The organism is Streptomyces sp. NPDC045021, from assembly GCF_056432645.1.
The window spans coordinates 1-20685 of sequence record NZ_JBWKIQ010000018.1 but is presented as its reverse complement, the minus strand read 5'-3'; the positions used below and the strand labels follow the sequence as shown (position 1 = coordinate 20685).

Annotated in this window: 15 protein-coding genes; 6 read left to right on the top strand and 9 right to left on the bottom strand. The window is 70.0% G+C overall.

The features are described 5' to 3' along the window. The first annotated feature begins 98 nt into the window (after positions 1 to 98). From AC07DC_RS36700 to AC07DC_RS36690, 3 genes are all read left to right on the top strand, one after another. Positions 99 to 812, top strand: a complete 714-nt coding sequence (locus tag AC07DC_RS36700) for a GOLPH3/VPS74 family protein (RefSeq protein ID WP_164294345.1) — start codon at positions 99 to 101, stop codon at positions 810 to 812. 401 nt (positions 813 to 1213) lie between these two features. Beyond that, positions 1214 to 2071, top strand: coding sequence for a helix-turn-helix domain-containing protein (locus tag AC07DC_RS36695; protein ID WP_138353592.1), 858 nt, complete (start codon positions 1214 to 1216; stop codon positions 2069 to 2071). A 208-nt stretch (positions 2072 to 2279) separates the two neighbouring features. Further along, complete coding sequence (locus tag AC07DC_RS36690) at positions 2280 to 2489, top strand: DUF397 domain-containing protein (protein WP_478918964.1); 210 nt, start codon at positions 2280 to 2282, stop codon at positions 2487 to 2489. A 112-nt stretch (positions 2490 to 2601) separates the two neighbouring features. Here AC07DC_RS36690 and AC07DC_RS36685 read toward each other — a convergent pair whose 3' ends face one another. Next, a complete protein-coding gene (locus AC07DC_RS36685) occupies positions 2602 to 3441 on the bottom strand; it encodes a hypothetical protein (protein ID WP_478918962.1) in 840 nt (279 codons plus the stop codon). Positions 3442 to 3591: 150 nt separating this feature from the next. Here AC07DC_RS36685 and AC07DC_RS36680 point away from each other — a divergent pair, with 150 nt between their 5' ends. The 3 genes from AC07DC_RS36680 (at position 3592) to AC07DC_RS36670 (ending at position 7734) form a co-directional block, all read left to right on the top strand. Next, positions 3592 to 4818 carry an aminotransferase-like domain-containing protein gene (locus AC07DC_RS36680; RefSeq protein WP_478918960.1) on the top strand — a complete coding sequence of 409 codons (1227 nt, stop codon included), beginning with the start codon at positions 3592 to 3594 and terminating at the stop codon, positions 4816 to 4818. Positions 4819 to 5049: 231 nt separating this feature from the next. Further along, a complete protein-coding gene (locus tag AC07DC_RS36675) occupies positions 5050 to 5832 on the top strand; it encodes an SDR family oxidoreductase (RefSeq protein WP_478918959.1) in 783 nt (260 codons plus the stop codon). A 321-nt stretch (positions 5833 to 6153) separates the two neighbouring features. Continuing rightward, positions 6154 to 7734 (top strand): sodium:solute symporter family protein, encoded by a 1581-nt coding sequence (locus AC07DC_RS36670; protein WP_478918958.1) that lies wholly within the window; start codon positions 6154 to 6156, stop codon positions 7732 to 7734. A 105-nt stretch (positions 7735 to 7839) separates the two neighbouring features. Here the strand turns inward: AC07DC_RS36670 and AC07DC_RS36665 are convergent, their stop codons facing one another. The 8 genes from AC07DC_RS36665 to AC07DC_RS36630 form a co-directional block, all read right to left on the bottom strand. Then, on the bottom strand, positions 7840 to 8943 hold the full coding sequence (locus tag AC07DC_RS36665; RefSeq protein WP_478918957.1) for an ADP-ribosylglycohydrolase family protein: 1104 nt from the start codon (positions 8941 to 8943) through the stop codon (positions 7840 to 7842). A 194-nt stretch (positions 8944 to 9137) separates the two neighbouring features. Further along, entirely contained in the window at positions 9138 to 11732 is a 2595-nt protein-coding gene (locus AC07DC_RS36660; RefSeq protein ID WP_478918956.1) for a bifunctional FO biosynthesis protein CofGH, read from the bottom strand. 130 nt (positions 11733 to 11862) lie between these two features. Continuing rightward, on the bottom strand, positions 11863 to 12687 hold the full coding sequence (locus AC07DC_RS36655; protein ID WP_478918955.1) for a TIGR03619 family F420-dependent LLM class oxidoreductase: 825 nt from the start codon (positions 12685 to 12687) through the stop codon (positions 11863 to 11865). Positions 12688 to 12789: 102 nt separating this feature from the next. Then, entirely contained in the window at positions 12790 to 15441 is a 2652-nt protein-coding gene (locus AC07DC_RS36650; protein WP_478918953.1) for a hypothetical protein, read from the bottom strand. 131 nt (positions 15442 to 15572) lie between these two features. Further along, positions 15573 to 17312, bottom strand: coding sequence for an N-acyl-D-amino-acid deacylase family protein (locus AC07DC_RS36645; RefSeq protein ID WP_478918952.1), 1740 nt, complete (start codon positions 17310 to 17312; stop codon positions 15573 to 15575). Between the two features lie 143 nt (positions 17313 to 17455). After that, complete coding sequence (locus AC07DC_RS36640) at positions 17456 to 18583, bottom strand: LLM class flavin-dependent oxidoreductase (protein ID WP_478918951.1); 1128 nt, start codon at positions 18581 to 18583, stop codon at positions 17456 to 17458. Between the two features lie 104 nt (positions 18584 to 18687). Continuing rightward, entirely contained in the window at positions 18688 to 19470 is a 783-nt protein-coding gene (locus tag AC07DC_RS36635; protein ID WP_478918950.1) for an SDR family NAD(P)-dependent oxidoreductase, read from the bottom strand. A 43-nt stretch (positions 19471 to 19513) separates the two neighbouring features. Further along, positions 19514 to 20422 carry a TIGR03619 family F420-dependent LLM class oxidoreductase gene (locus tag AC07DC_RS36630; RefSeq protein WP_478919126.1) on the bottom strand — a complete coding sequence of 303 codons (909 nt, stop codon included), beginning with the start codon at positions 20420 to 20422 and terminating at the stop codon, positions 19514 to 19516. Between the last annotated feature and the right edge of the window lie 263 nt (positions 20423 to 20685).

The following is a 20685-nucleotide window of genomic DNA, read 5'->3' as shown; positions in this document are numbered from 1 at the left end:
CGACATACCAGTCGGTTCCATCCCGAACACTCCAGGCGCTCTCGACAGATGAATGTGAGAGGCGTCACCCTGTCATTCATCCACGCGGGGAGGCATGGATGGGCAAGAGCCGCAGAACGATTCCGGAAGAGCTGTTGCTGCTCGCTCTGGACCCGACGACCGGGACCACAGCGCAGCCGCAGTCGCTCGACCTCGGCCTCGCCGGGGCACAGCTCGTCGAGCTGGCCCTGGCTGGACGGATAGCCCCTGATGGGGATCGTATCGCCGTGGTACACCCACGGCCGACAGGAGATCCGACACTGGACTCCGCGCTCGAACTGCTGCGCCGTCGTGGCAGTCCGGTTCGCGCTGTCCACTGGATCGGCGGGCCCCGCCTGGGGCTGCGCCAGACGTATCTCGCGCATCTGGAGCGGTGCGGCATGGTGCATGCCGTAGCGGGACAGATGTGCGGGGTGCTGCCGACGACTCGCTACCAGGCGAGCGACAGCGAGGTCAGCCGGGACATCAGAGCCCGGCTCGACAACGCGATCCGCACCGGCGTCCCGCCGGACCCGCGGACCGCGGCTCTCGCTGCCCTCGCCCACGCGGTGGGCCTCGGCAAGCACCTGTATCCGGGGAACGAGGGCCGGTCATCGCGATCGCGCCTGCGGGACCTGATCAGATACGACCCGATGGGCGGTCTCGTCGCGCACGCCGTCATGGACGTGCAGAACGGCGCCGCGGCTCAGCCGAAGCGGGCTCCCGTGCAGGGACGGCCCGCAGCGGTGGGGCCGGCCGGGCACAACAGCATGGCCCGTGCCGGAGCGCGCTAGCAGCGCCCCGGGGCGGTAACCCGAAGCAGTGCGCGGGGCGAAATTCGCAGTACCCGGCAGATGAGCAGTACGCAGGCAGCAGGCAGCAGGACGGTAGGCAAGGGCACGGTGTCCGTCGGCAGGGACCGGACACCGCAGGCCCACCGTCCTCGGCAACCCTCCCCCCGGCCTTCGGGCCCGGGGACCCCAGGGCCGCTTCGACGCGCGGGGTGGGGGACCGGTCAACACCGGTCCCCCACCCCGCGCGTTGCGTTTGTGCAGTTCGTAAGACCATTTGCCAGCGCACCGATGACCGATAGTGGCAGGCTGCTGACCAGCAGTACGCGCTCGGTAGGAAAAGCCGCACAAGTGCGGCGAAGAAGAAGTACGAGAAGCAGTCCGGAGCCGGAGGTGCACCACCCGTGGCGGCCAACGTGAATCCCACCGTCAGGCGACGTCGACTTGGATCGGAGTTGCGAAAACTCCGCGAAACCAAGGGGATGACCGCGGAGGAGGTGGCAGCCCGGCTGCTGGTCTCCCAGTCCAAGATCAGCAGGTTGGAGAACGGCCGCCGCAGCATCAGCCAGCGAGATGTCCGCGACCTGTGCGGCGTGTACGGCGTCGAGGACCAGCGCATCGTCGATTCCCTCATGCACATGGCGAAGGAATCCCGCCAGCAGGGTTGGTGGCACGCATTCGGCGATGTGCCGTACAGCGTCTACATCGGCCTGGAGACCGAAGCGGAATCACTCCGGGTGTACGACTCGCTCGTAGTGCCGGGTCTGCTGCAGACCCGCAACTACGCCGAGGCGGTCATCGAGGGCACGCTGCCCGAGGCCACTCCCGAGCAGGTCGACAAGCGCATCGACATCCGACTGCGGCGCCAGGAGCGGATCACCGACCCGGCCTCGCCGCTGCGGTTCTGGGTCGTCATGGACGAGTCCGCGTTGCGCCGCGTGGTCGGCAGCAAGGACGTCATGCGGGAACAGCTCGAGTACCTCGTGCAGATGGGATCGCAGGCGCACGTCACGGTCCAGGTGCTCCCGTACGAGGCCGGCGCACACCCCGGCATGTCGGGAAACTTCGCGATTCTGGAATTCCCGGACGCGACGGATTCCAGTGTGGTGTACATCGAAGGCGTGACCTCCGACCTGTATCTGGAGAAGCCGGTCGATGTACACGGATACAGCGTGATGTACGAGCATCTCCGTGCACAGGCACTGAGCGCCGAAGCGAGCCGCCAGTTCATCGCGGACGCCGCCAAGGAATACGCGCGTTGAGCCGAGTTGGGGAGCGTTGAGCCCGGAACAGGGCTCTCCGACCCGCCCTGGACTGGGAAAGGCGGGAGAGTACACCCCCGTCGGCTCAATGCGGAAGAGTCACATGGAATATGCCATCCGGTCGAGTGAATAGACCCTGCGGTCAGTGATGTTGGCGAGTAGCTTCAGTCGCGTCAGAGCTGCACAACCAGAAAAGCTCGGAGCGATCATGGCTATTCAGCTGGGCAACACCAAGGCGTGGACCAAGTCCTCGCGTTCGCAGGGAAACGGCGCATGCGTGGAGGTGGCCTCACCCACCCTCAGCGCTGTCGCCGTCCGTGACTCCAAGGATCCCTACGGCCCGACCCTCGACTTCTCCCCGGAGTCTTGGGCCGCGTTCGTGACCGACGTCGGCCAGGGTTCGTACGACCTCGACTGACCCCAGTGGGAGCAGCCGAACCGATCAGCAGTACCGAAGAGCCCTCTCGTCCGGCCCGCCGTCCTGGCCGAGAGGGCTCACTGCGAGCCGGGAGCAGCCCGCACCGGTTCCGCTAGCGGAGCCGGTCCACGTAGGTGTCCGTGCCAGGGATGGTGGGGACGAACGGCGCGACCAGCTCGACGCGGCCGAGGCCGGAGGCGGCGATCTCGTCGTCCAGACCGGTGAAGTGGGCGTCCCACACCTCGCGCGGGTCCTGCTGGAGGAACCAGAGCAGCGTCAGACGGGTGTCGACCCCCTCGACCTGCTTCACGTACGTCATCCTGTCGCCCGGCAGCGGCGTCGGCTTGAAGATCGTCACCATCGCGGCCGGCGAGCCGGCGAGGCGCTTGGGCAGATGCCGGGAGCGCAGCCACTCCAGCAACTCCTCCCGCTGCTCGGCCGATTCGGCGTCGATGACCTCCACGACAAGACCCGTGTAGGGATGGTCGAGCGCGTGGAAGTCCCGGGGGCCGGCCGCACCGTCGCGGTAGACGGTGGCGGAGTGGTCCTGGAACGCCGTGAAGACATGGGTCCGGTCCTGGTAGACCCGGCCGTCCCGGTTGAGGCGCTTGTTGATGCCGACGGTCCACTTCATGTGGTCGTCGTAGCGGCCGTCGGTGACCCAGTAGGTGGAGATGTAGCAGCCCGCGGTGACGGGCTGGGCGACGGCGGACTTCTCCGGGTAGCGGAGCAGCTGCAGATCGCGGGTGGCGACCCAGCGGCGGCCGGCGTACATCCAGGGCATGGCCATCGCGCCGGCGATGAAGTGATCGTCCTCGTACCACCTGTTGTAGGCGTACTCGTGGCCCGGCAGGGGTTCCACCATGGTGATCAGGGCGTGCCCGACCCGCACCCCGTACGGCCCGACGGAGGCCAGCTCCGCGTACACCTCGCTGCGCGTCTCTTCTGTCATGCCTACAGGTGTAGCTGACGATACGTCAGATGGGGAGGGGTCGGTCGCGACCGGGCGACGGATCGGGCCGTACGGGGTGCGGGACCGCGTCCCCGTTCGCATGTTGGTCAATTAGGTGGACAGGCCACCGATTATTCGTAGGCTGCGCGCATGACGCGTATGAATCGAGCCGGCCGAGCCGACGTCCCCGCCCTAGCCGCCCGCGCCGCCTCGGTCGGCGCGTCACCGGTACGCGAGATCCTCGCGCTCACCGCACGCCCCGAAGTGATCTCCTTCGCGGGCGGGCTGCCGGCTCCCGAGCTCTTCGACGCCGAGGGGATCCGCGCCGCCTACGACCACGTGCTCGCCGAGGCGCCCCAGCGCGTGCTCCAGTACTCCACCACCGAAGGCGACCCGGCGCTCCGCGGCGCCGTCGCCGCCCGGCTCGGTGCGCGCGGGCTCCTGACCGGCGCGGACGACCTGCTCGTCACCGCCGGGTCCCAGCAGGGCCTGGCGCTCCTGGCGACCGCACTGCTGGAGCCGGGCGACACCGTCCTCGTCGAGGACCCCACCTACCTGGCCGCCCTGCAGTGCTTCGGCTTCACGGGGGCGCGGGTGCTGCCGGTGCCGTCCGACGAGGACGGGATCGACCCCGCCGCGCTGGAGGAACTCGTCGTCCGCGAGCGGCCGAAGCTGCTCTATCTGATCCCGAACTTCCAGAACCCCACCGGACGCACCCTCCCGCTCGCCCGCCGGCAGGCGGTGGCCGAGGTCGCCGGGCGGCACGGGCTGTGGATCGTCGAGGACGACCCCTACGGCGAGCTGCGGTTCGACGGGGAGCCCGTGCCGTGGATCGCCTCCCTCGAAGCGGCAGCCGACCGCACCGTCCTGCTGGGCTCGTTCTCCAAGATCATGGCGCCCGGGATGCGCCTGGGCTGGATGCGCGCGCCGGAAGCGCTGCGGCGCGCCTGCGTCATCGCCAAGCAGGCCGCGGACCTCCACTCCTCCACCGTCGACCAGGCCGCGGCGGCGCGGTACCTCGCCGACCGCGACCTCGACGCGCACCTGGGCCGCGTGCGCGACGCGTACCGCCTTCGGCGCGACGCCCTCTTGAACGGCCTGCCCGCCGCCCTCCCGCCGGGCAGCACCTGGAACCGCCCCGACGGCGGCATGTTCCTGTGGGTGAGGCTCCCGGACGGCCTCGACGCCACCGCCCTGCTGCCAGTCGCCATCGCGCACGACGTCGCGTACGTCCCGGGCGCCCCCTTCTTCGCCGGCCCCGCCGACCCGGCCGCCCTACGCATGTCCTTCACGACCCACACCCCCACGGAAATCGCCGAGGGCCTACGCCGCCTGGCCGCTGCGCTGTCCACGGCGACGGCGCCCGCGGCGGGCTGACTCCCACCCTCCCGCCCTGTGCGCTCCGACGCCGCGCGCGCTGAAAGGCGTCCTCAAACGCCGGACGGGCTGGAGGGGTTGCGCAGCAGACACCCCATCAGCCCGCCCGGCGTTTGAGGGCAAGGGCGGGTGGGTGGGGCTCAGCCGCCGCAGACGCGGGGGTGGCGTTCTGTCGGCGCGGGATCTAACCTGACGGTCCGTCAGGACAGGGGAACCCCGCCGGAGGCGAGCATGCTGCTGTCAGGAAAGACCGTGGTCGTATCCGGAGTCGGCGCCGGGCTCGGGCAGCGCGTCGCCTCCGCCGCCGCTCGCGACGGCGCGAACGTGGTGCTCGGCGCGCGGACCGAGGCGCAGCTCGCGAAGGTGGCGGAGGAGATCGACCCGGAAGGGTCGAAGGTCGCGTGGCTCTCCACCGACATCGCCGACGGCGACCAGTGCGAGGCGCTCGCGGCGCTCGCCGTCGAGCGGTTCGGCGGTATCGACGCGGTCGTGCACGTCGCCGCCATGGACGGCTACTTCGGCGGCCTGGAGGACGCGGACTTCGCCTCGTGGCAGCGCGTCCTGGACGTCAATCTGCTGGGAACGTTGCGGCTCACGAAGGCGTGCCTGCCCGCGCTGAAGGCGCACGGCGGCTCGGTGGTGTTCATCGGGACGCAGTCCGCGGTGGCGGCGCCCTCGCAGGTGCGGCAGGCGGCGTACGCGGCGTCCAAGGGCGCGCTGACGTCGGCCATGTACTCGGTGGCGCGCGAGCTGGGCCCGTACCGGATCCGGGTGAACACGGTGCTGCCCGGCTGGATGTGGGGCCCGCCGGTGCAGGCGTTCGTGCAGTTCTCGGCGCACACGGAAGGCGTGCCCGAGGACGAGGTGCTGGGCCGGCTCACCGAGCGGATGGCGCTCCCGGAGCTGGCGACGGACGGGGACGTGGCGGAGGCCGCGATCTTCCTCGCCTCCGACCGGGCTCGCGCGATCACCGGGCAGTCGCTCCTGGTGAACGCCGGCGAGCTGATGCGGTAGACCGTAACTCCCCCTTTTCCTACCGCGCGGGATCCCGTTCCCGCGCGGTACTTCGTCATGCCCTGCAGGACGTCCAGCGAAGTGCCCGCTCATCGTGTGTTCGCCGTCACGGTCACGACAATGCCAAGGCAGGTCAAGAACAAGTAAAATCGTTCGGCTTTCTGATTCCTGTTCAGACTCTTGAACGCGGAGACCCTTGACCGACCGCCCTGACAGGGGGTTCAATCCCGGAAGTCCCCACTCCCGCACGGGGGCACCGCCGCAGCGAACGTCACAGCGAAGTGCGTTTCACGTTCACAAGGCGGACCCCCTGGAGGGGACATGAACAATCTCGACTGGGCTGTACTCATCGCCTACTTCGGCGTGATGATCGCGATCGGAGTCTGGTCGCACAAGCGCATCGACGACGTCGGCGACTACTTCACCGCGGGCGGCAAGATGCCGTGGTGGCTGGCCGGCATCTCGCACCACATGTCCGGCTACAGCGCGGTGATGTTCACCGGATACGCGGGCATCGCCTACAAGTACGGGGTGACGTCCTACGTCACCTGGTCCTTCCCGATCGCGATCGGCATCGCCATCGGCGCCAACCTCTTCGCGCCCCGGATCAGCCGGCTGCGCTCCCGGCTGCATGTCGCCTCGCCGCTCGAATACCTCAAGAACCGGTACAACCTCACCACGCAGCAGGCGCTCGCCTGGTCCGGCGTGTTGCTGAAGATCGTCGACGTGGGCGCCAAGTGGGCGGCGATCGCGACCCTGCTGTCGGTGTTCACCGGCGTCACGATCACCCAGGGCATCGTCATCACCGGCGCGATCACCGCGATCTACTGCACGGTCGGCGGCCTGTGGGCCGACGCGCTCACCGAGCTGGGGCAGTTCGTCATCCAGCTGCTGGCCGGCCTCGCCATGCTGGTGGCCGCGCTCAGCAAGATCGGCGGCATCAGCGGGATCTGGAACGTCTGGGACGACCCGAAGCTGCAGGGCCACACCAGCGGCACCGCGGGACCGTACACGTTGATCTTCCTGCTGGCGTATCTGTTCATCAAGACCTTCGAGTACAACGGCGGCATGTGGAACCAGGCCCAGCGCTACATGGCCACCAGCAACGCCAAGGAGGCCACCCGCTCGGCCCGGCTCTCCGCCGCCCTGTGGCTCGTCTGGCCGGCGGTCCTCTTCTTCCCGATGTGGGTCTCCCCGCTGCTGGTCACCGCCAAGAAGCCCGACGGATCCGACTCGTACGGCCTGATGGTCGAGCAGCTGCTGCCGCACGGACTGCTGGGCCTGGTCGTCGTCGGCTTCTTCTCGCACACGATGGCCATGTGCTCCTCCGACGCCAACGCCATCGCGGCCGTCGTCACCCGTGACATCGCCCCGGCGTTCTCCAAGACGGCACGGGCGTGGACGCAGCGCGCCGGCCTGATCGCCGCGCGGCTCACCACGCTCGCCTTCCTCGGCCTGTCCATGGCGATCGCCACCCAGGTCAACTCGCCCACCTTCAAGGACATCATCACGATCGTCATCAAGTGGGTGGCGGGACTGATGGGACCGATCGCGATCCCCTTCATGCTCGGCCTGCTGCGACCGTTCCGTAAGTCCGGGCCGACCGCCGCGCTCACCAGCTGGGCGATGGGCCTCCTCGCGTTCTACCTGCTCAACTACCCGATCAACGACGCGATCGACGGCGGGGTGAACCTGGAGTACCAGATCTCGGTACCGCTCGCGGTCTCGCTCGTCCTGTACATCGGCATCGGCTTCATCAAGCCGGAGGACACCCCGGAGCGGGACGCGCTGCTGGAGAAGATCAACAGCGACGGTGGTGGCGACAGCGGATCCGCCGCGGCCGCGGCCGTCCCGGAGCCGGCCAAGCCCCAGGACACGGCGGCGGTTCCCGCCAACGACTGAGGCGCAGCTTGGAGCGTACGGGAGGTGGGGCGGGTCCTCGGCGGAGGACCTGCCCCACCTCCTACGCGTTCGGCGCCTACGCGCCGGTTCATGGGTGTTCCGGCCCTACGCGTTCGGGTAGCGCTCCAGCCAGGACGGTGACGAGCCGGCCGGGCCGTGCAGCGCCGGGGCCTGCGTCATCTCCATCGCGAAGTCGTCCGCGAGCTGCAGGATCGTGCCGCGCCCCTCCAGCTCCGCTATCCACGACGGTGGCAGAGCCGTCTCGCCGTGCTGCGCGCCCAACAGATTGCCGCAGACGGAACCGGTCGAATCGCTGTCCCCGCCGTGGTTCACCGCCAGCAGCAGACCGTGCCGGACGTCCTCGGCGACGAGCGCGCAGTACACGCCGATCGCCAGCGCCTCCTCCGCCGTCCAGCCCTCCCCCAGCGACTCCACGCGCTCCGGTGACGGCATCCCCTGCCGTACGGCGCCCAGTGCCCGCTGCAGGGCGTCGGTGGTCTCCTGGTGGTCCGGGCGCGAGCCGAGCAGCGCCAGCGCGTGCTGCACGGCGCCGTCGAGCGCGTCGCCGCGCGCCAGGCCGTGCACGATGACGGCGAACGCGCCCGCGGCCAACTGGCCGGTGGGGTGGCCGTGGGTCTGCGCCGCGCACTCGACCGCGAGCTGGAAGACCAACCCCGCCTCCCAGCCGACCAGCAGCCCGAACGGCGCGGAGCGCATCACCGTGCCGCACCCCTTGGAGCCGGGGTTCTTCGGGTTCTCGACGGTGCCCATCCGGTCGTCCCCGAGCCCGTTCAGACAGGCCCGGCCCGGCGCGCGGCGCGCGTACAGCCACTCCTCGCGGGCCAGCCAGCCGGTGTCCTTGCGGCGCTCGTCGGGCCCCCAGTCGCTCTGGGTGGCCGCCCAGCGCAGGTAGGCACGGTGCACATCGGTGGGCGGATGCCAGGCGCCGCTGTCACGGCGCACCTGGGCCCGTATGAGCCCTTCCGTCGTGAAAAGGGTCATCTGCGTGTCGTCGGTGACCGTGCCACGGCGGCCGAACGCCGGCACGAAGTCCGTGACGCCGTCCGGGCCGTGCTCCGCCCGGATCGCCTTCAGCGAGTCGAACTCGATGCCCGCGCCGAGCGCGTCACCGATGGCCCCGCCGAGCAGGCAGCCCCGTACGCGGCTGCGGAAATCCTGCTGCTGCGCACGTCCCCAAACCGCCGTCAAAGCGAGCCCCTTCGGTCAGCAGCTGTCAATCGCAGCACGATAGTCGACATCACCGCTCACGTCCCGTGTCCCCAGCGGCACAGGGGGTGCATCGGCCATGGCCCGTCGCACGCCCCCTGTACATACGCCGTCCGCCCCTCACCGCTGCGATCACCACTACGCGGTCACCACTGCGATCACCACTACGGTCACCGCTACGCGTCGAGCACCGGCAGCAGCTCGGGCAGGTGGCCGTCGGAGGCGAGGCCGGCCGCCCGGCGCTCCTCGGAGACCTCGCCGTACAGGGTCGTGCGCTGGCGGGACGGCCGGCCGGCGGAGTCCGCGATGGCGATCAGATCCTGGATCGACCGGTAGGAGCCGTAACTGGAACCGGCCATCCGGGAGATGGTCTCCTCCATCAACGTGCCGCCCAGGTCGTTCGCCCCGGAGCGCAGCATCTCCGCCGCGCCCTCCGCGCCCAGTTTGACCCAGCTGGTCTGGATGTTGGGGATATGGGTGTGCAGAAGCAGCCTGGCCATCGCCGTGACCGCCCGGTTGTCCCGCAGCGTCGGGCCGGGGCGGGCGATACCGGCCAGGTAGACGGGCGCGTTGGTGTGGATGAAGGGCAGCGTCACGAACTCGGTGAAGCCGCCGGTCTCCTGCTGGATCTCGGCGAGCAGCCGCAGATGGCCCAGCCAGTGGTGCGGCTGGTCCACATGCCCGTACATCATCGTGGAGGACGACCGCAGGCCCAGCGCATGCGCGGCCTTCACGACCTCCACCCACGTCGCCGTCGGCAGCTTGCCCTTGGTGAGGACCCAGCGCACCTCGTCGTCCAGGATCTCGGCGGCCGTACCAGGAATCGAGTCGAGCCCGGCCTCCTTGGCCGCCGCCAGCCAGTCGCGGATCGACATGCCCGTACGCGTCGCCCCGTTGGCGACCTCCATCGGCGAGAAGGCGTGCACGTGCATGCCCGGCACGCGCTCCTTCACCGCCCGCGCGATGTCGAAGTACGCGGTGCCCGGCAGGTCCGGGTGGATACCGCCCTGCATGCACACCTCGGTCGCGCCGACCTCCCACGCCTGCTCGGCGCGGTCGGCGACCTGCGACAGCGACAGCGTGTACGCGTCGGCGTCGGTGCGGCGCTGCGCGAAGGCGCAGAAACGGCAGCCGGTGTAGCAGACGTTGGTGAAGTTGATGTTCCTGGTGACGATGTACGTGACCTCGTCGCCGACCGTGTCGCGCCGCACGTCGTCCGCGATCCGGCACAACGCGTCCAGCGCCGGGCCGTCCGCGTGCAGCAGCGCGAGCGCCTGCTCGTCGGTGAGCTTCGTCGGATCGTCCGCGGCCGTCGCGAGCGCGGACCGTACGTCCCCGTCGACCCGGTCCGGCACCATGCCGGGCGCCGCCTGCTCGCGCAGCGACTCCCAGTCGCCGTACACGTCGTCGAAGTCGTCCCTGCGGTCACCGGTGCGCCCGGTGGTGTCGATCGTCGCGTGCAGATCGGTCCGGCCGGTGGCCGTGAACGCCTCCTCCGGCTCCTGCCAGAGCAGCCCCTCGGGCTTCGCGCTCTCGTCCGCCAGCGCCGTCGCGCCGTCCGCCAGGGCCCGTACGTGCGGCAGCAGGCGCGGGTCGAGCCACGGCTCGCCGCGCTGGATGAACTCGGGGTAGATCGTGAGCCGCTCGCGCAGCGTGAACCCGGCGGCGGCGGTCCGCTCCGCCAGCTCGTCGATGTGCGGCCACGGGCGCTCGGGGTTGACGTGGTCGGGGGTGAGCGGGGACACCCCGCCCCAGTCGTCGATCCCCGCGTCGATGAACCGCGCGTACTCCCCGTCCACCAGGTTCGGCGGCGCCTGGATCCGGGCCGCCGGGCCGAGGATCAGCCGGGCGACCGCGATCGCCGCCGCCAGCTCCTCCAGCTCCGCGTCCGGCATACCGCGCATGGCCGTGTCCGGCTTGGCACGGAAGTTCTGGATGATCACTTCCTGGATGCCGTGGTACTGCCGGGCGATCTTACGTATCGCGAACAGCGACTCCGCGCGCTCCGCGTACGTCTCCCCGATCCCGATCAGGATGCCGGTGGTGAAGGGGACGTTGGAGCGACCGGCGTCCTCCAGCACCCGCAGCCGTACGGCCGGGTCCTTGTCGGGCGAGCCGTAGTGCGGGCCGCCGGGCTCGGACCACAGCCGCGTCGCCGTCGTCTCCAGCATCATGCCCATGGAGGGTGCGACCGGCTTGAGACGCTGCAGGTCCTGCCACGACAGCACGCCGGGATTCAGATGCGGCAGCAGCCCGGTCTCCTCCAGCACCCGGATCGACATCGCCCGCACATACGCGAGCGTGTCGTCGTACCCGTGCGCGTCGAGCCACTCCCGCGCCTCGGGCCAGCGCTCCTCCGGACGGTCCCCGAGCGTGAACAGGGCCTCCTTGCAGCCCATTTCGGCGCCCTTGCGCGCGATGTCGAGAACCTCGTCGGGAGACAGATACATCCCGTGGCCCTCGCGGCGCAGCTTGCCCGGCACGGTGACGAAGGTGCAGTAGTGGCACTTGTCGCGGCACAGCCGGGTCAGCGGGATGAAGACCTTCCGCGAGTACGTGATCACCCCGGGCCGGCCGGCCGTCTCCAGGCCGGCGTCACGCACCCGGGCCGCGGTCGCGGACAGATCCACCAGGTCGTCACCACGTGCCTGCAGCAGCACCGCCGCCTCGGCGGTGTCGAGCGCGACTCCGTCGCGGGCACGCTTCAGCGCGCGCCGCATGCCGTTGGCGGTGGGGGTCGGCTCCTCGGGGCGGGACAGGCTCATGGTCATCTCCCGAGCATAGGTCGCTGCCCGGCGCGCGGGGCCATGGCATTTGCTATGGCGTTGGCCACCCGGGCGCCGACCAGGCCGGTCATCGCCGACCGGGGCCCGCCGCTCCACCAGGACTCCAGCCCGCGGGTCACAGGAACCGGGCGTAGTCGTCCAGCACGCGCAGCACCTCGGCCTCGCCGGCCGGCGGCAGCTGGACCACGCACTCCTCGATGCCGAGCTCACCGAAGTGCGCGAGCTTGCCCTCGGTCGGGCGCACCGCCGACGGAACGATCTGCGGCCCGCCCGGCCCGCGGCCCGCCCCGTCCCACACCTCCCGCAGCCGCGGCAGCGCGTCGGCGAGGCCGCCGCCCCCGATCGGCATCCAGCCGTCCGCGTAGTCGGCGATGTGCCCGAAGAGCTTCGGCCCCGCGGCACCGCCGACCAGCGTCCGCAACGGACCCACCGGCTTCGGATGGGCCTGGCTCGCCGCCACCGACGCGAACTCGCCCTTGTACGCCGTCGGCTCGGACGCCCACAGCGCGCGCATCACGCGCATCCGGTCCCGTACCAGATCCCGCCGCCGCGCCCACTCCACCCCGTGGTCCGCCGCCTCCTCCACATTCCACCCGAAACCCACCCCGAGCGTGAACCGCCCGCCCGACAGGTGGTCGAGCGTCGCGATCTGCTTCGCCAGCACGATCGGATCGTGCTGCGCGACGAGGGTGATGGCGGTGCCGAGGGCGAGCCGCCTGGTGACGGCCGCGGCCGCCGCGAGCGCGGTGAACGGATCGAGCGTCCGCCCGTACTCCCGCGGCAGCGGCTCCCCCATCGGCGCCGGCGTGGTCCTGGAGACCGGAATGTGCGTGTGCTCCGGCAGAAACAACCCGGCGAACCCGCGCTGCTCCAACTCCTCGGCAAGACGCACCGGGCCGATGGTCTCGTCGGTCAGGAAGATCGTGGTGTTGATCCGCATGTCCTCGCACTCTCCGTCGTCTGTGTCACCGTCCCTGCAGGTCGCGCTCCGGTGCTGCTCCTCCTCCCGAGGAGGAGCAGCACCACCTCGTTGTCCGCCGGGTCAGCCGTCCGAGGCGACCCTGGCCCGTCGCCGGTCGACGAGGATGGCCGCCCAGGCGTCGAACGACTTCTCGCGATCGATCCAGTACTCCAGCTGCGGGACCGACAGCTCCAGACCACGGACGTTCAGCCAGCACTGGGCGATCTCGGCAAGACCGGGATGGCAGCCCTGCTCCTCGACATGGCCGACGAGCGCCTCGGCCGCCGTGACAGCCTCCGCGTCGGTGCCACCGACCGCCGCGAGGAACAGCCGGACGGTCAGCACCATCCAGCGGTCGGCGCCGCCACCGCTGCGGGCCAGCAGGTCCTCGCCCTCCGCGAGCAGCCGCAGGACCTCGGCGGCCGGCTCGCGTCCGGTGTGCGCCGCGGCCCGCCATACGAGGGTCTGCGCCACCCCGACCGCCGTTCCGACCTCCCGGTTGATCTCGTAAGCCCGGTCGAGTACGCCCTCGGCGTCCAACGGGCGGGCCAGCGACAGCACCATGCCGAGATGGCGATAGCTGGTGTCCCGGGACATCCCCGCCGCCTCCAGCTCGGCGTCGTCGGCCACGTTCCGGAGGTACTGCTCGGCCGCCGCGAAATCGCCCTGCAGGAAGCTGAACTGTCCCAGCAGGTCCTGGGACTGCGCACGGCGAAAGCCCAGCGAGCTGTCACACAGCGGCAGGGCCCAGGTCTGTAGCCGCCGTCCGTCGCCGCGCAGCCATTGAATCCAGGCCAAGTCCTTCTCGGCGTTCTCCCGCAGCGGACCGGGCTCCAGCGCGACCTCGGCGACCAGCCGCTCCGCCTCGGCGTACCGGCCGCACTCCTCCATGGCCTTGGCCAGCCGATGAGAGATGAAGAGCCGCTGGTACGCACCGACACCGGGATGCGCCCGAGCCGTCTGCGTCAGGGAAAGGGCGACGGACCGGTCGCCCGCGCTGCGTGCCGCCATGCCCTGGCACATCAGGGTGAACGCCTCCGCCGGGGGATTGCCCGCGGGAAGCGGCCAGTGCTCCGTGGCCGTCAGCACAGCGCCCAGACCGCACAGGTCCAGCCCGTACGCCAAGTCGTAGAGCCAGTCCGGAACCTGCTCCACGCCCAGGGTCAGCAGTCCGGCAGTGGTGAAGCCCTCCCCGAGTTGCGTCCGGTCGGAGGCGGTGGGGTTCTTCACGCACCCCCGCATCCGGTCGCGCAGCAGATCCAGCACCCGGTGGGCGGCGATCCGCCATTCGTCGTCGGACCAGGCGTCATCGGTGTCCACATCGTGCAGCCGCACCGCGTTGCGAATGTATTCGTCCACCGCATAGGGCAGCCAGCGGGTGGCGTCCGCCTGCACCAGCGGCCGTTCGAGGAAGCGTCGCACGACGGCGTCGGTGGCCCGGGGGACCGCCGCGTGCAGCAGGGCAGCGTCGAACCGGTCGAGCAGGCAGGCGGCACGCAACAGCGCACGCTCGTCGGCTGACAGATCACGGACCACTCGGATGACCATCTCGGCGAACGTCCCTCCGAACTGCTCCGCGGCCGGGACGCGGTCGTCCGCGCACAGTTGGTCGAAATATTCGGCGGACAGTTCCAGGTACAGCGGTACCCCGCCCGAAGCATCGACAATCCTGCGCCGCAGCTGTTCCGGAATGGCCGGCTCCCCTTCCTGGGTCAGCCGGAGCCGCAGGTAGGAATCGGCGTCGGGGTCCTCCAGACCGGCCAGCCGGTGCTGCATGGCGGGTACCAGACCGGACGGCGCAGCGGCCAAACCAGGCCAGTAATTCGGTCCCGAGTAGTGGATCGCCGGGTGGTGGCTCTCACCCCAGAGCAACCGGTTCCGCCCGGTGATGACAAACAGGACGTTGGGCATCAGATAGACCAACCGGGCCAATTGGTCCTCAAGACCGCCGGCCGCCCTGCGCCGGCCGTCCACCACCTCGAAGGTGTCGAGAAACACGACCACGTCCAGGGCCTTGCGCCGACGGTGCTCCGCCAGGTCCCACGACAGGAGTGCGGGCAGGAACGGCAGCATGTCCGCCGGAGACTCGACATCGAGCAGCTCGGCGAAGCCGGGGCAGTCTGCCAGCAGCCGGTCCCTGCGCAGTCGCTCCCGGATGGTGCCGACGAGCAGTCCCGCTGCCCGGCGGGCCAGCCCTGCCAACGGTATGGGGCCCAGGAGGGCGTCCAACGTTCCGTCGACCTGCTGGGACAGCGACAGGGACTCCCCGACGCGTCCGAGGGAGGAATTCTGGGCGATCGCGGACTGAAGGGGCACTCCCGGGTGGCAGCGTTGCCAGTACACCGCGAAGGCGAGATCGAAGGCGGGGCAGGAGCGCATCGCCTCTCCGAGGGTGCCCCGGACGGCGATCACCAAGGTCTCCAGATCACCGAGCGATCCGTCGTCGAGGTCGATCCGGCAGGCCAACCGCCGGTCGGCGCCGTCCGACAGCTCTCCCTCCCGTAACCGCCGCTCCATCCGCCGGGACAGCGTCGATTTGCCGATACCGCCCAGCCCATAGAAGACCAGTGCGTTGCGGCGCGGCGGCGCGGCGGAACCCGCCGGCTCCGGATGCTCACGCAGCGCCCGCAAAGCCTCCTCGAACGCCGCCACGTAGTGGACGCGGTCGACGAAGACCTCGTCGACAGTGATCGGCGACGATCGTCGTCGATCGAAAATTCGGTCGAGCTCCATCGGATTCAGGCCCCCCGGTGTGAATCATGCAGAATTCACCCGGCAGCCTATCGACCACCGGAAGACGCAAACAGGGACCACCAGGCCTTTCAGACAACGAAGTTGAGCATGGAAACCGGCCGGGTGCCGGATCACACCGTGTTGACGGAGACCGTGTCGCGGCCTGATCGCAAGACTGTTCCTGGGACGGCGCCCGTGATTTCGTCGTCTCTGATGGTCTCGACCCCGTTGACCCGTACGGAGACGATGCCGATCGCCCGCGAGTCGAGCCGGGGGCTGTTGCCCGGGAGGTCGTGGACGAGGGTGGCGGTGCCGGCGTCGATGCGGGCGGGGTCGAAGAGGACGAGGTCGGCGTAGTAGCCCTCGGTCACCCGGCCGCGGCCGCGGAGGCCGAAGAGCTGGGCGGGGTCGTCGGTCAGCATGCGGACGGCTTGTTCCAGCGGGACCAGCCGGCGGCCGCGGAGGCAGTCGCCGAGGAAGCGGGTCGTGTAGGGGGCGCCGCACATGCGGTCGAGGTGGGCGCCGGCGTCGGAGCCGCCGAGCATCACGTCCTCGTGCTCCCAGGTGCGGGCGCGGAGCGCCCAGCTGTCGGGGTCGTTGTCGGTGGGCATCGGCCACAGGACGGTCCGCATGTCGTCGTTGGCGCAGATCTCGACGATGGTCTCGAACGCCTCCTGCCCGCGTTCGGCGGCGATGTCCTTGACGACGCGGCCGCTGACCCCGGCGTTCGCCTCGGAGTACGTGTCGCCGATGACGTAGCGGCCGAAGTTGGCGAGGCGGCGGAAGACGCCGGCTTCGGGGCTGTTGGCGCTGCGCAGCATTTCGGCGCGGACGGCGGGGTCGCGGAGCTTGGCGATGCGTTCTGGGACGGGGAGGTTGAGGATCTCGCCCCAGCCGGGGATGAGGTTGAGGGCGCAGAACGTGCCGAGGGACATGTTCATCGGCGTGAGGATCGGCATGGTGAGGGCGACGATGCGGCCGCCGGCCTTGCGGGCGCGTTCGGAGGCGGCGAGCTGGCGGGGGACGCGGGCCGGGACGGCCGCGTCGATGGTGAGGACGTTCCAGTTGAGCGGGCGTCCGGCGGCGGCGCTCATGTCAACGAAGAGGTCGATCTCCTCGTCCGCGAACTGGTCGAGGCAGCCGGCGACGATCGCCTCGATCTGAGTGCCCTCGTGTTCGCCGACGGCGCGGGACAGGGCGATGAGTTCGTCGCGGCCCGCGTGCCGGGAGGCGACGGGTCGGCCGTCGCCGTCGGAGTGGGTGGAGGACTGGGTGGTGGACAGTCCCCAGCCGCCGGCGGCCATGGATTCGTGGAAGAGCTGGAGCATCTGCTCCAGCTGCTGGGCGGTCGGCTGTCCGCCGACGGCGTCCGGGCCCATGACGTGGCGGCGGAGCGCGCAGTGGCCGACCATGAAGCCCGCGTTGACGGCGATGCGCCCTTCGAGGGCGTCGAGGTAGTCGCCGAAGGAGGACCAGGTCCAGTCGACGCCGTCCTCCAGGGCTTTGAGGGACATCCCCTCGACCTTGGACATCATGCGGCGCGTGTAGTCGGCGTCCTCGGGGCGGGCGGGGTTGAGCGGGGCGAGGGTGAAGCCGCAGTTGCCGCCCGCGATGGTGGTGACGCCGTGGTTCATGGACGGGGTGGCGAAGGGGTCCCAGAACAGCTGGGCGTCGTAGTGCGTGTGCGGGTCGACGAAGCCGGGGGTCAGGACGAGGCCGGTGGCGTCCTCCTGGGTCCGCGCGGGCTCCGTCACGGTGCCCGGTTCGGCGATGGTGGCGATCTTGCCGCCGCGCAGGCCGACATCGGCGGTGTACGCGGGGGCTCCCGTGCCGTCCACCACGGTGGCGCCCTTGATCAGGTGGTCAAGCATGGTCGATCTCACCTCTCCGGGTTGTGAGTCGAGCGAACGTGGATGCGCCTCCGGTCCGGACAGGTCGGCAGACCGCTGCCGTATGACGCCCTGTCCCGGCCGGAGGCGCGGGGCGGCGGTCCGGGAAGACGCCGCCCCCGCTACTACTGGCCCGCCGCCTGGCGGAACCGGGTGGTGCGGTGCACCGGGTCCGTGTCTATCTTCGGGATGACGTGCTCACCGATGAGCTTGATCGTGTTCATCGTGTCCTCGTACGAGATCCCGATCGGCAGCCCGAAGGAGAGCTGGTCGGCGCCGGCCTGCTCCCAGCGCTTGCACTGCGCGGTGACCTCGTCCGGGTCGCCGCAGATCATCAGCTCCTCGGCGATGAGGAGTTCGATGATCTCCTCGCTGTACTCGGGGAGCAGTTCCGGCCACTCGGGGATGCCCTCGGGCCGGGGGAAGGTGTCGTGGTAGCGGAAGACCAGCGACTGCAGGCGGTTGAGGCCGCCCTTGGCGGCGATCTCGACGGCCTTGGCGTGTGTCTCCGCGCAGATGGCGGTGGACGTCACCATGACGTTGTCGTTGACGAAGTCGCCGATCGGTTCGGCCTCTTGGATGCCGTTCTTGTACTGCTCCAGCACCCACTCCATGTCCGAGACCTTCTGGACGCTGAAGCCGAGTACCCCCAAGCCCTTCTTGGCGGCCATCGCGTACGAGGACGGCGATCCGGCGGCGTACCACATGGCCGGGTGGGACTTCCCGTACGGCTTGGGGAAGATCTTGCGCGGCGGCAGTGACCAGTGCTTTCCCTGGAACCCGACGTACTCGTCCTGGAGCCACATCTTGGGGAACTCGGCGATGGTCTCTTCCCAGATCTCCTTGGTGTGGTTCATGTCGGTGATGCCCGGCATGAACCCCAGGATCTCGTGGCTGCCCGCCCCGCGCCCCGAGCCGAACTCGAACCGGCCCTCGGAGAGGTGGTCGAGCATCGCGACCTTCTCGGCGACCTTCACCGGGTGGTTGACGGGGGCGAGAGGGTTGAAGATGCCGGATCCGAGGTGGATGCGGTCGGTGGCGTGGGCGAGGTATCCGAGGAAGACCTCGTTCGCCGACAGGTGCGAGTACTCCTCCAGGAAGTGGTGCTCGGAGGCCCAGGCGTACTTGAAGCCGGACTTGTCCGCCTGGATGACGTACTCGGTCTCCTCCAGCAGCACCTTGTGCTCCGCCTGGGGGTCGACCGCGGAGCGCGCGACAGGCACATATCCCTGTACAAAGAGCCCGAATTCCAAGGAGGTTCACCGTCCTAAAGTTTTCTGACACTCCGTCAGATACGAACGACTCTGGCACCGCCTCGGCGGAGCGTCAATAGCTGATGATGTGTCAGATTCGGCGGCTAGAAGACCGAGACCCCGGCGAGCCAGCCACCGTCGATGACGAACGGCTGCCCGGTGATGTACGAGGAGTCCTCGCTGGTCAGGAACAGTGCGAGCTTCGCCACTTCGGCGGCCTGACCGATCCGGCCCATCGGTACGAGCTTCTTGTAGAACTCGTCGAGCGCCGCCGAGGTCTCCGCCGGGTCCGCCGACGGATCGAGCTGGGAGGGGTTGGACATGGGGGTGTCGATGGCGCCGGGGCACATCGCGTTCACCCGGATCCCCTTGGCCGCTACCTCCATCGCCGCCACCCGCGTCATCCCGACGATCGCGGCCTTCGTCGCGGCGTACGACGTCAGCAGGGACATACCGGTCAGCGCGGTGTACGAGGCGGTGTTGACGATCGTGCCGCCGCCCGCCGCCTCGATGGCGGGGATCGCCGCCCGCATCCCCAGAAACGCGCCCACCTGGTTGACCTGCACCACCAGCTGGTACTCCTCCAGCGGGGTGCTCGCCAGCTCGTTGAAGCGCAGGATGCCGGCGTTGTTGACCAGGCCGTCGAGCCGGCCGAACGCCTCCGTGGTCGCGGCGACGGCCGCCGCCCAGTCCTCCTCGCGGCTCACGTCCAGATGGATGTAGCGCGCGCTGTCCCCTATCTCCTTGGCCAGCGCCTCGCCCTGCTCGTCGAGCACGTCCGCGAGGACGACGTTCGCCCCCTCGGCGGCGAACAGCCGCGCCTCCTGCTCGCCCTGCCCACGCGACGCGCCGGTGATCAGCACCACGCGCCCGTCCAGCTTGCCCATGTCTCTCCCTCGGTCGCTCACGTAGTTCGGCCGGTTGTGCGGTTCAGTCGTTGAGGAGCGGGGCGACGTCCGTACCGAACGCCTCCATCTGCTCGATCAGCTCGTCCCGGCTCCGGCTCCGGAACCGCACCTGGATCTGGCCCACGCCCATCGCGCGGTACTCGCGCAGGCTCTCGGCCAGCGCGTCCGGCTTGCCGTGCAGCGTGCGCCGCCCGACGTGCCAGGTCGGCTCGCCGACGTGCAGCGGCTCGGCGATGGCGCCGATGTCGATCGGCTCCTCGATGCCGGCCTGCTCGCGCAACTCCCTGAGCTTCGCGATCTGCTGCGGCATCCGGTCGCGCGGGTCGCCCTGCGGCAGCCAGCCGTCACCCTTGGTCGCCGCCCGCCGCACCGCCGCGGGCGCCGAGCCGCCGACCCAGACGGGCGGCCCGCCCGGCTGCGCGGGGCGCGGGCGCTGGCCGAGCCCGTCGAACGCGAAGAACTCCCCCTGGTGGGAGGGGAACTCCTCGGCGAACGCCGCCTTCAGCGCGTCGATCGTCTCGTCGAGTACGGGCCCACGCCGGTCGAAATCCGCGCCGACCGCGTCGAACTCCTCCCGCACATGCCCGGCCCCGACACCGAGGATCAGCCGGCCGCCCGACAGGTGGTCCAGCGTCGCGTACTGCTTCGCGCTGATCAGCGGGTGCCGCAGGCCGGCCACGGCCACGTGGCTGAGCAGCCGGACCCGCGTGGTCGCCGCGGCGAGGTAGGCGAGGGTCGCCACCGGGTCGTACCAGGTCGTGCTCATCGCGCCGGCGAGCCGGTGCGGGATGGCGACGTGGTCGCACGACCCGACATAGGCAAACCCGAACCGGTCGGCCGCCTGCGCCACCGCCACGAGGTCGGCGGGCGCCGCGTCCGTCTCCCACGGTTCGGCGTAGATGGTGCTCAACGACTGGATCGGCAACTGCATCCCATAGAGCAGCCGCCCTTCGGGCAGGATCCGCACCACGTCGTCCTCCCTCTGCTCGTATCTGACGTTCCGTCAGATCGTGGCACACGGCGCCGCGGATCGGAATGGCCGCGCCGCGGTGGTGCGGGGGGTGGGGGGTGCGGGGAGCGGGGGCGGCTGGCCGTTTCGGCCGGTGGGGGGGGCGGGGGCCGGGCCCTCCGGGGTGGGGCTTCGAAATCGACTATTTACGGGCCTGGCGGCCCACAAATAGCTCGGCAGCATTT

Coding starts and splice junctions, on each gene's coding strand:
- AC07DC_RS36700 (WP_164294345.1), top strand. CDS start 99: ATGGGCAAGAGCCGCAGAACGATTCCGGAAGAGCTGTTGCTGCTCGCT.
- AC07DC_RS36690 (WP_478918964.1), top strand. CDS start 2,280: ATGGCTATTCAGCTGGGCAACACCAAGGCGTGGACCAAGTCCTCGCGT.
- AC07DC_RS36685 (WP_478918962.1), bottom strand. CDS start 3,441: ATGACAGAAGAGACGCGCAGCGAGGTGTACGCGGAGCTGGCCTCCGTC.
- AC07DC_RS36680 (WP_478918960.1), top strand. CDS start 3,592: ATGACGCGTATGAATCGAGCCGGCCGAGCCGACGTCCCCGCCCTAGCC.
- AC07DC_RS36675 (WP_478918959.1), top strand. CDS start 5,050: ATGCTGCTGTCAGGAAAGACCGTGGTCGTATCCGGAGTCGGCGCCGGG.
- AC07DC_RS36670 (WP_478918958.1), top strand. CDS start 6,154: ATGAACAATCTCGACTGGGCTGTACTCATCGCCTACTTCGGCGTGATG.
- AC07DC_RS36660 (WP_478918956.1), bottom strand. CDS start 11,732: ATGACCATGAGCCTGTCCCGCCCCGAGGAGCCGACCCCCACCGCCAAC.
- AC07DC_RS36655 (WP_478918955.1), bottom strand. CDS start 12,687: ATGCGGATCAACACCACGATCTTCCTGACCGACGAGACCATCGGCCCG.
- AC07DC_RS36650 (WP_478918953.1), bottom strand. CDS start 15,441: ATGGAGCTCGACCGAATTTTCGATCGACGACGATCGTCGCCGATCACT.
- AC07DC_RS36645 (WP_478918952.1), bottom strand. CDS start 17,312: ATGCTTGACCACCTGATCAAGGGCGCCACCGTGGTGGACGGCACGGGA.
- AC07DC_RS36635 (WP_478918950.1), bottom strand. CDS start 19,470: ATGGGCAAGCTGGACGGGCGCGTGGTGCTGATCACCGGCGCGTCGCGT.
- AC07DC_RS36630 (WP_478919126.1), bottom strand. CDS start 20,422: ATGCAGTTGCCGATCCAGTCGTTGAGCACCATCTACGCCGAACCGTGG.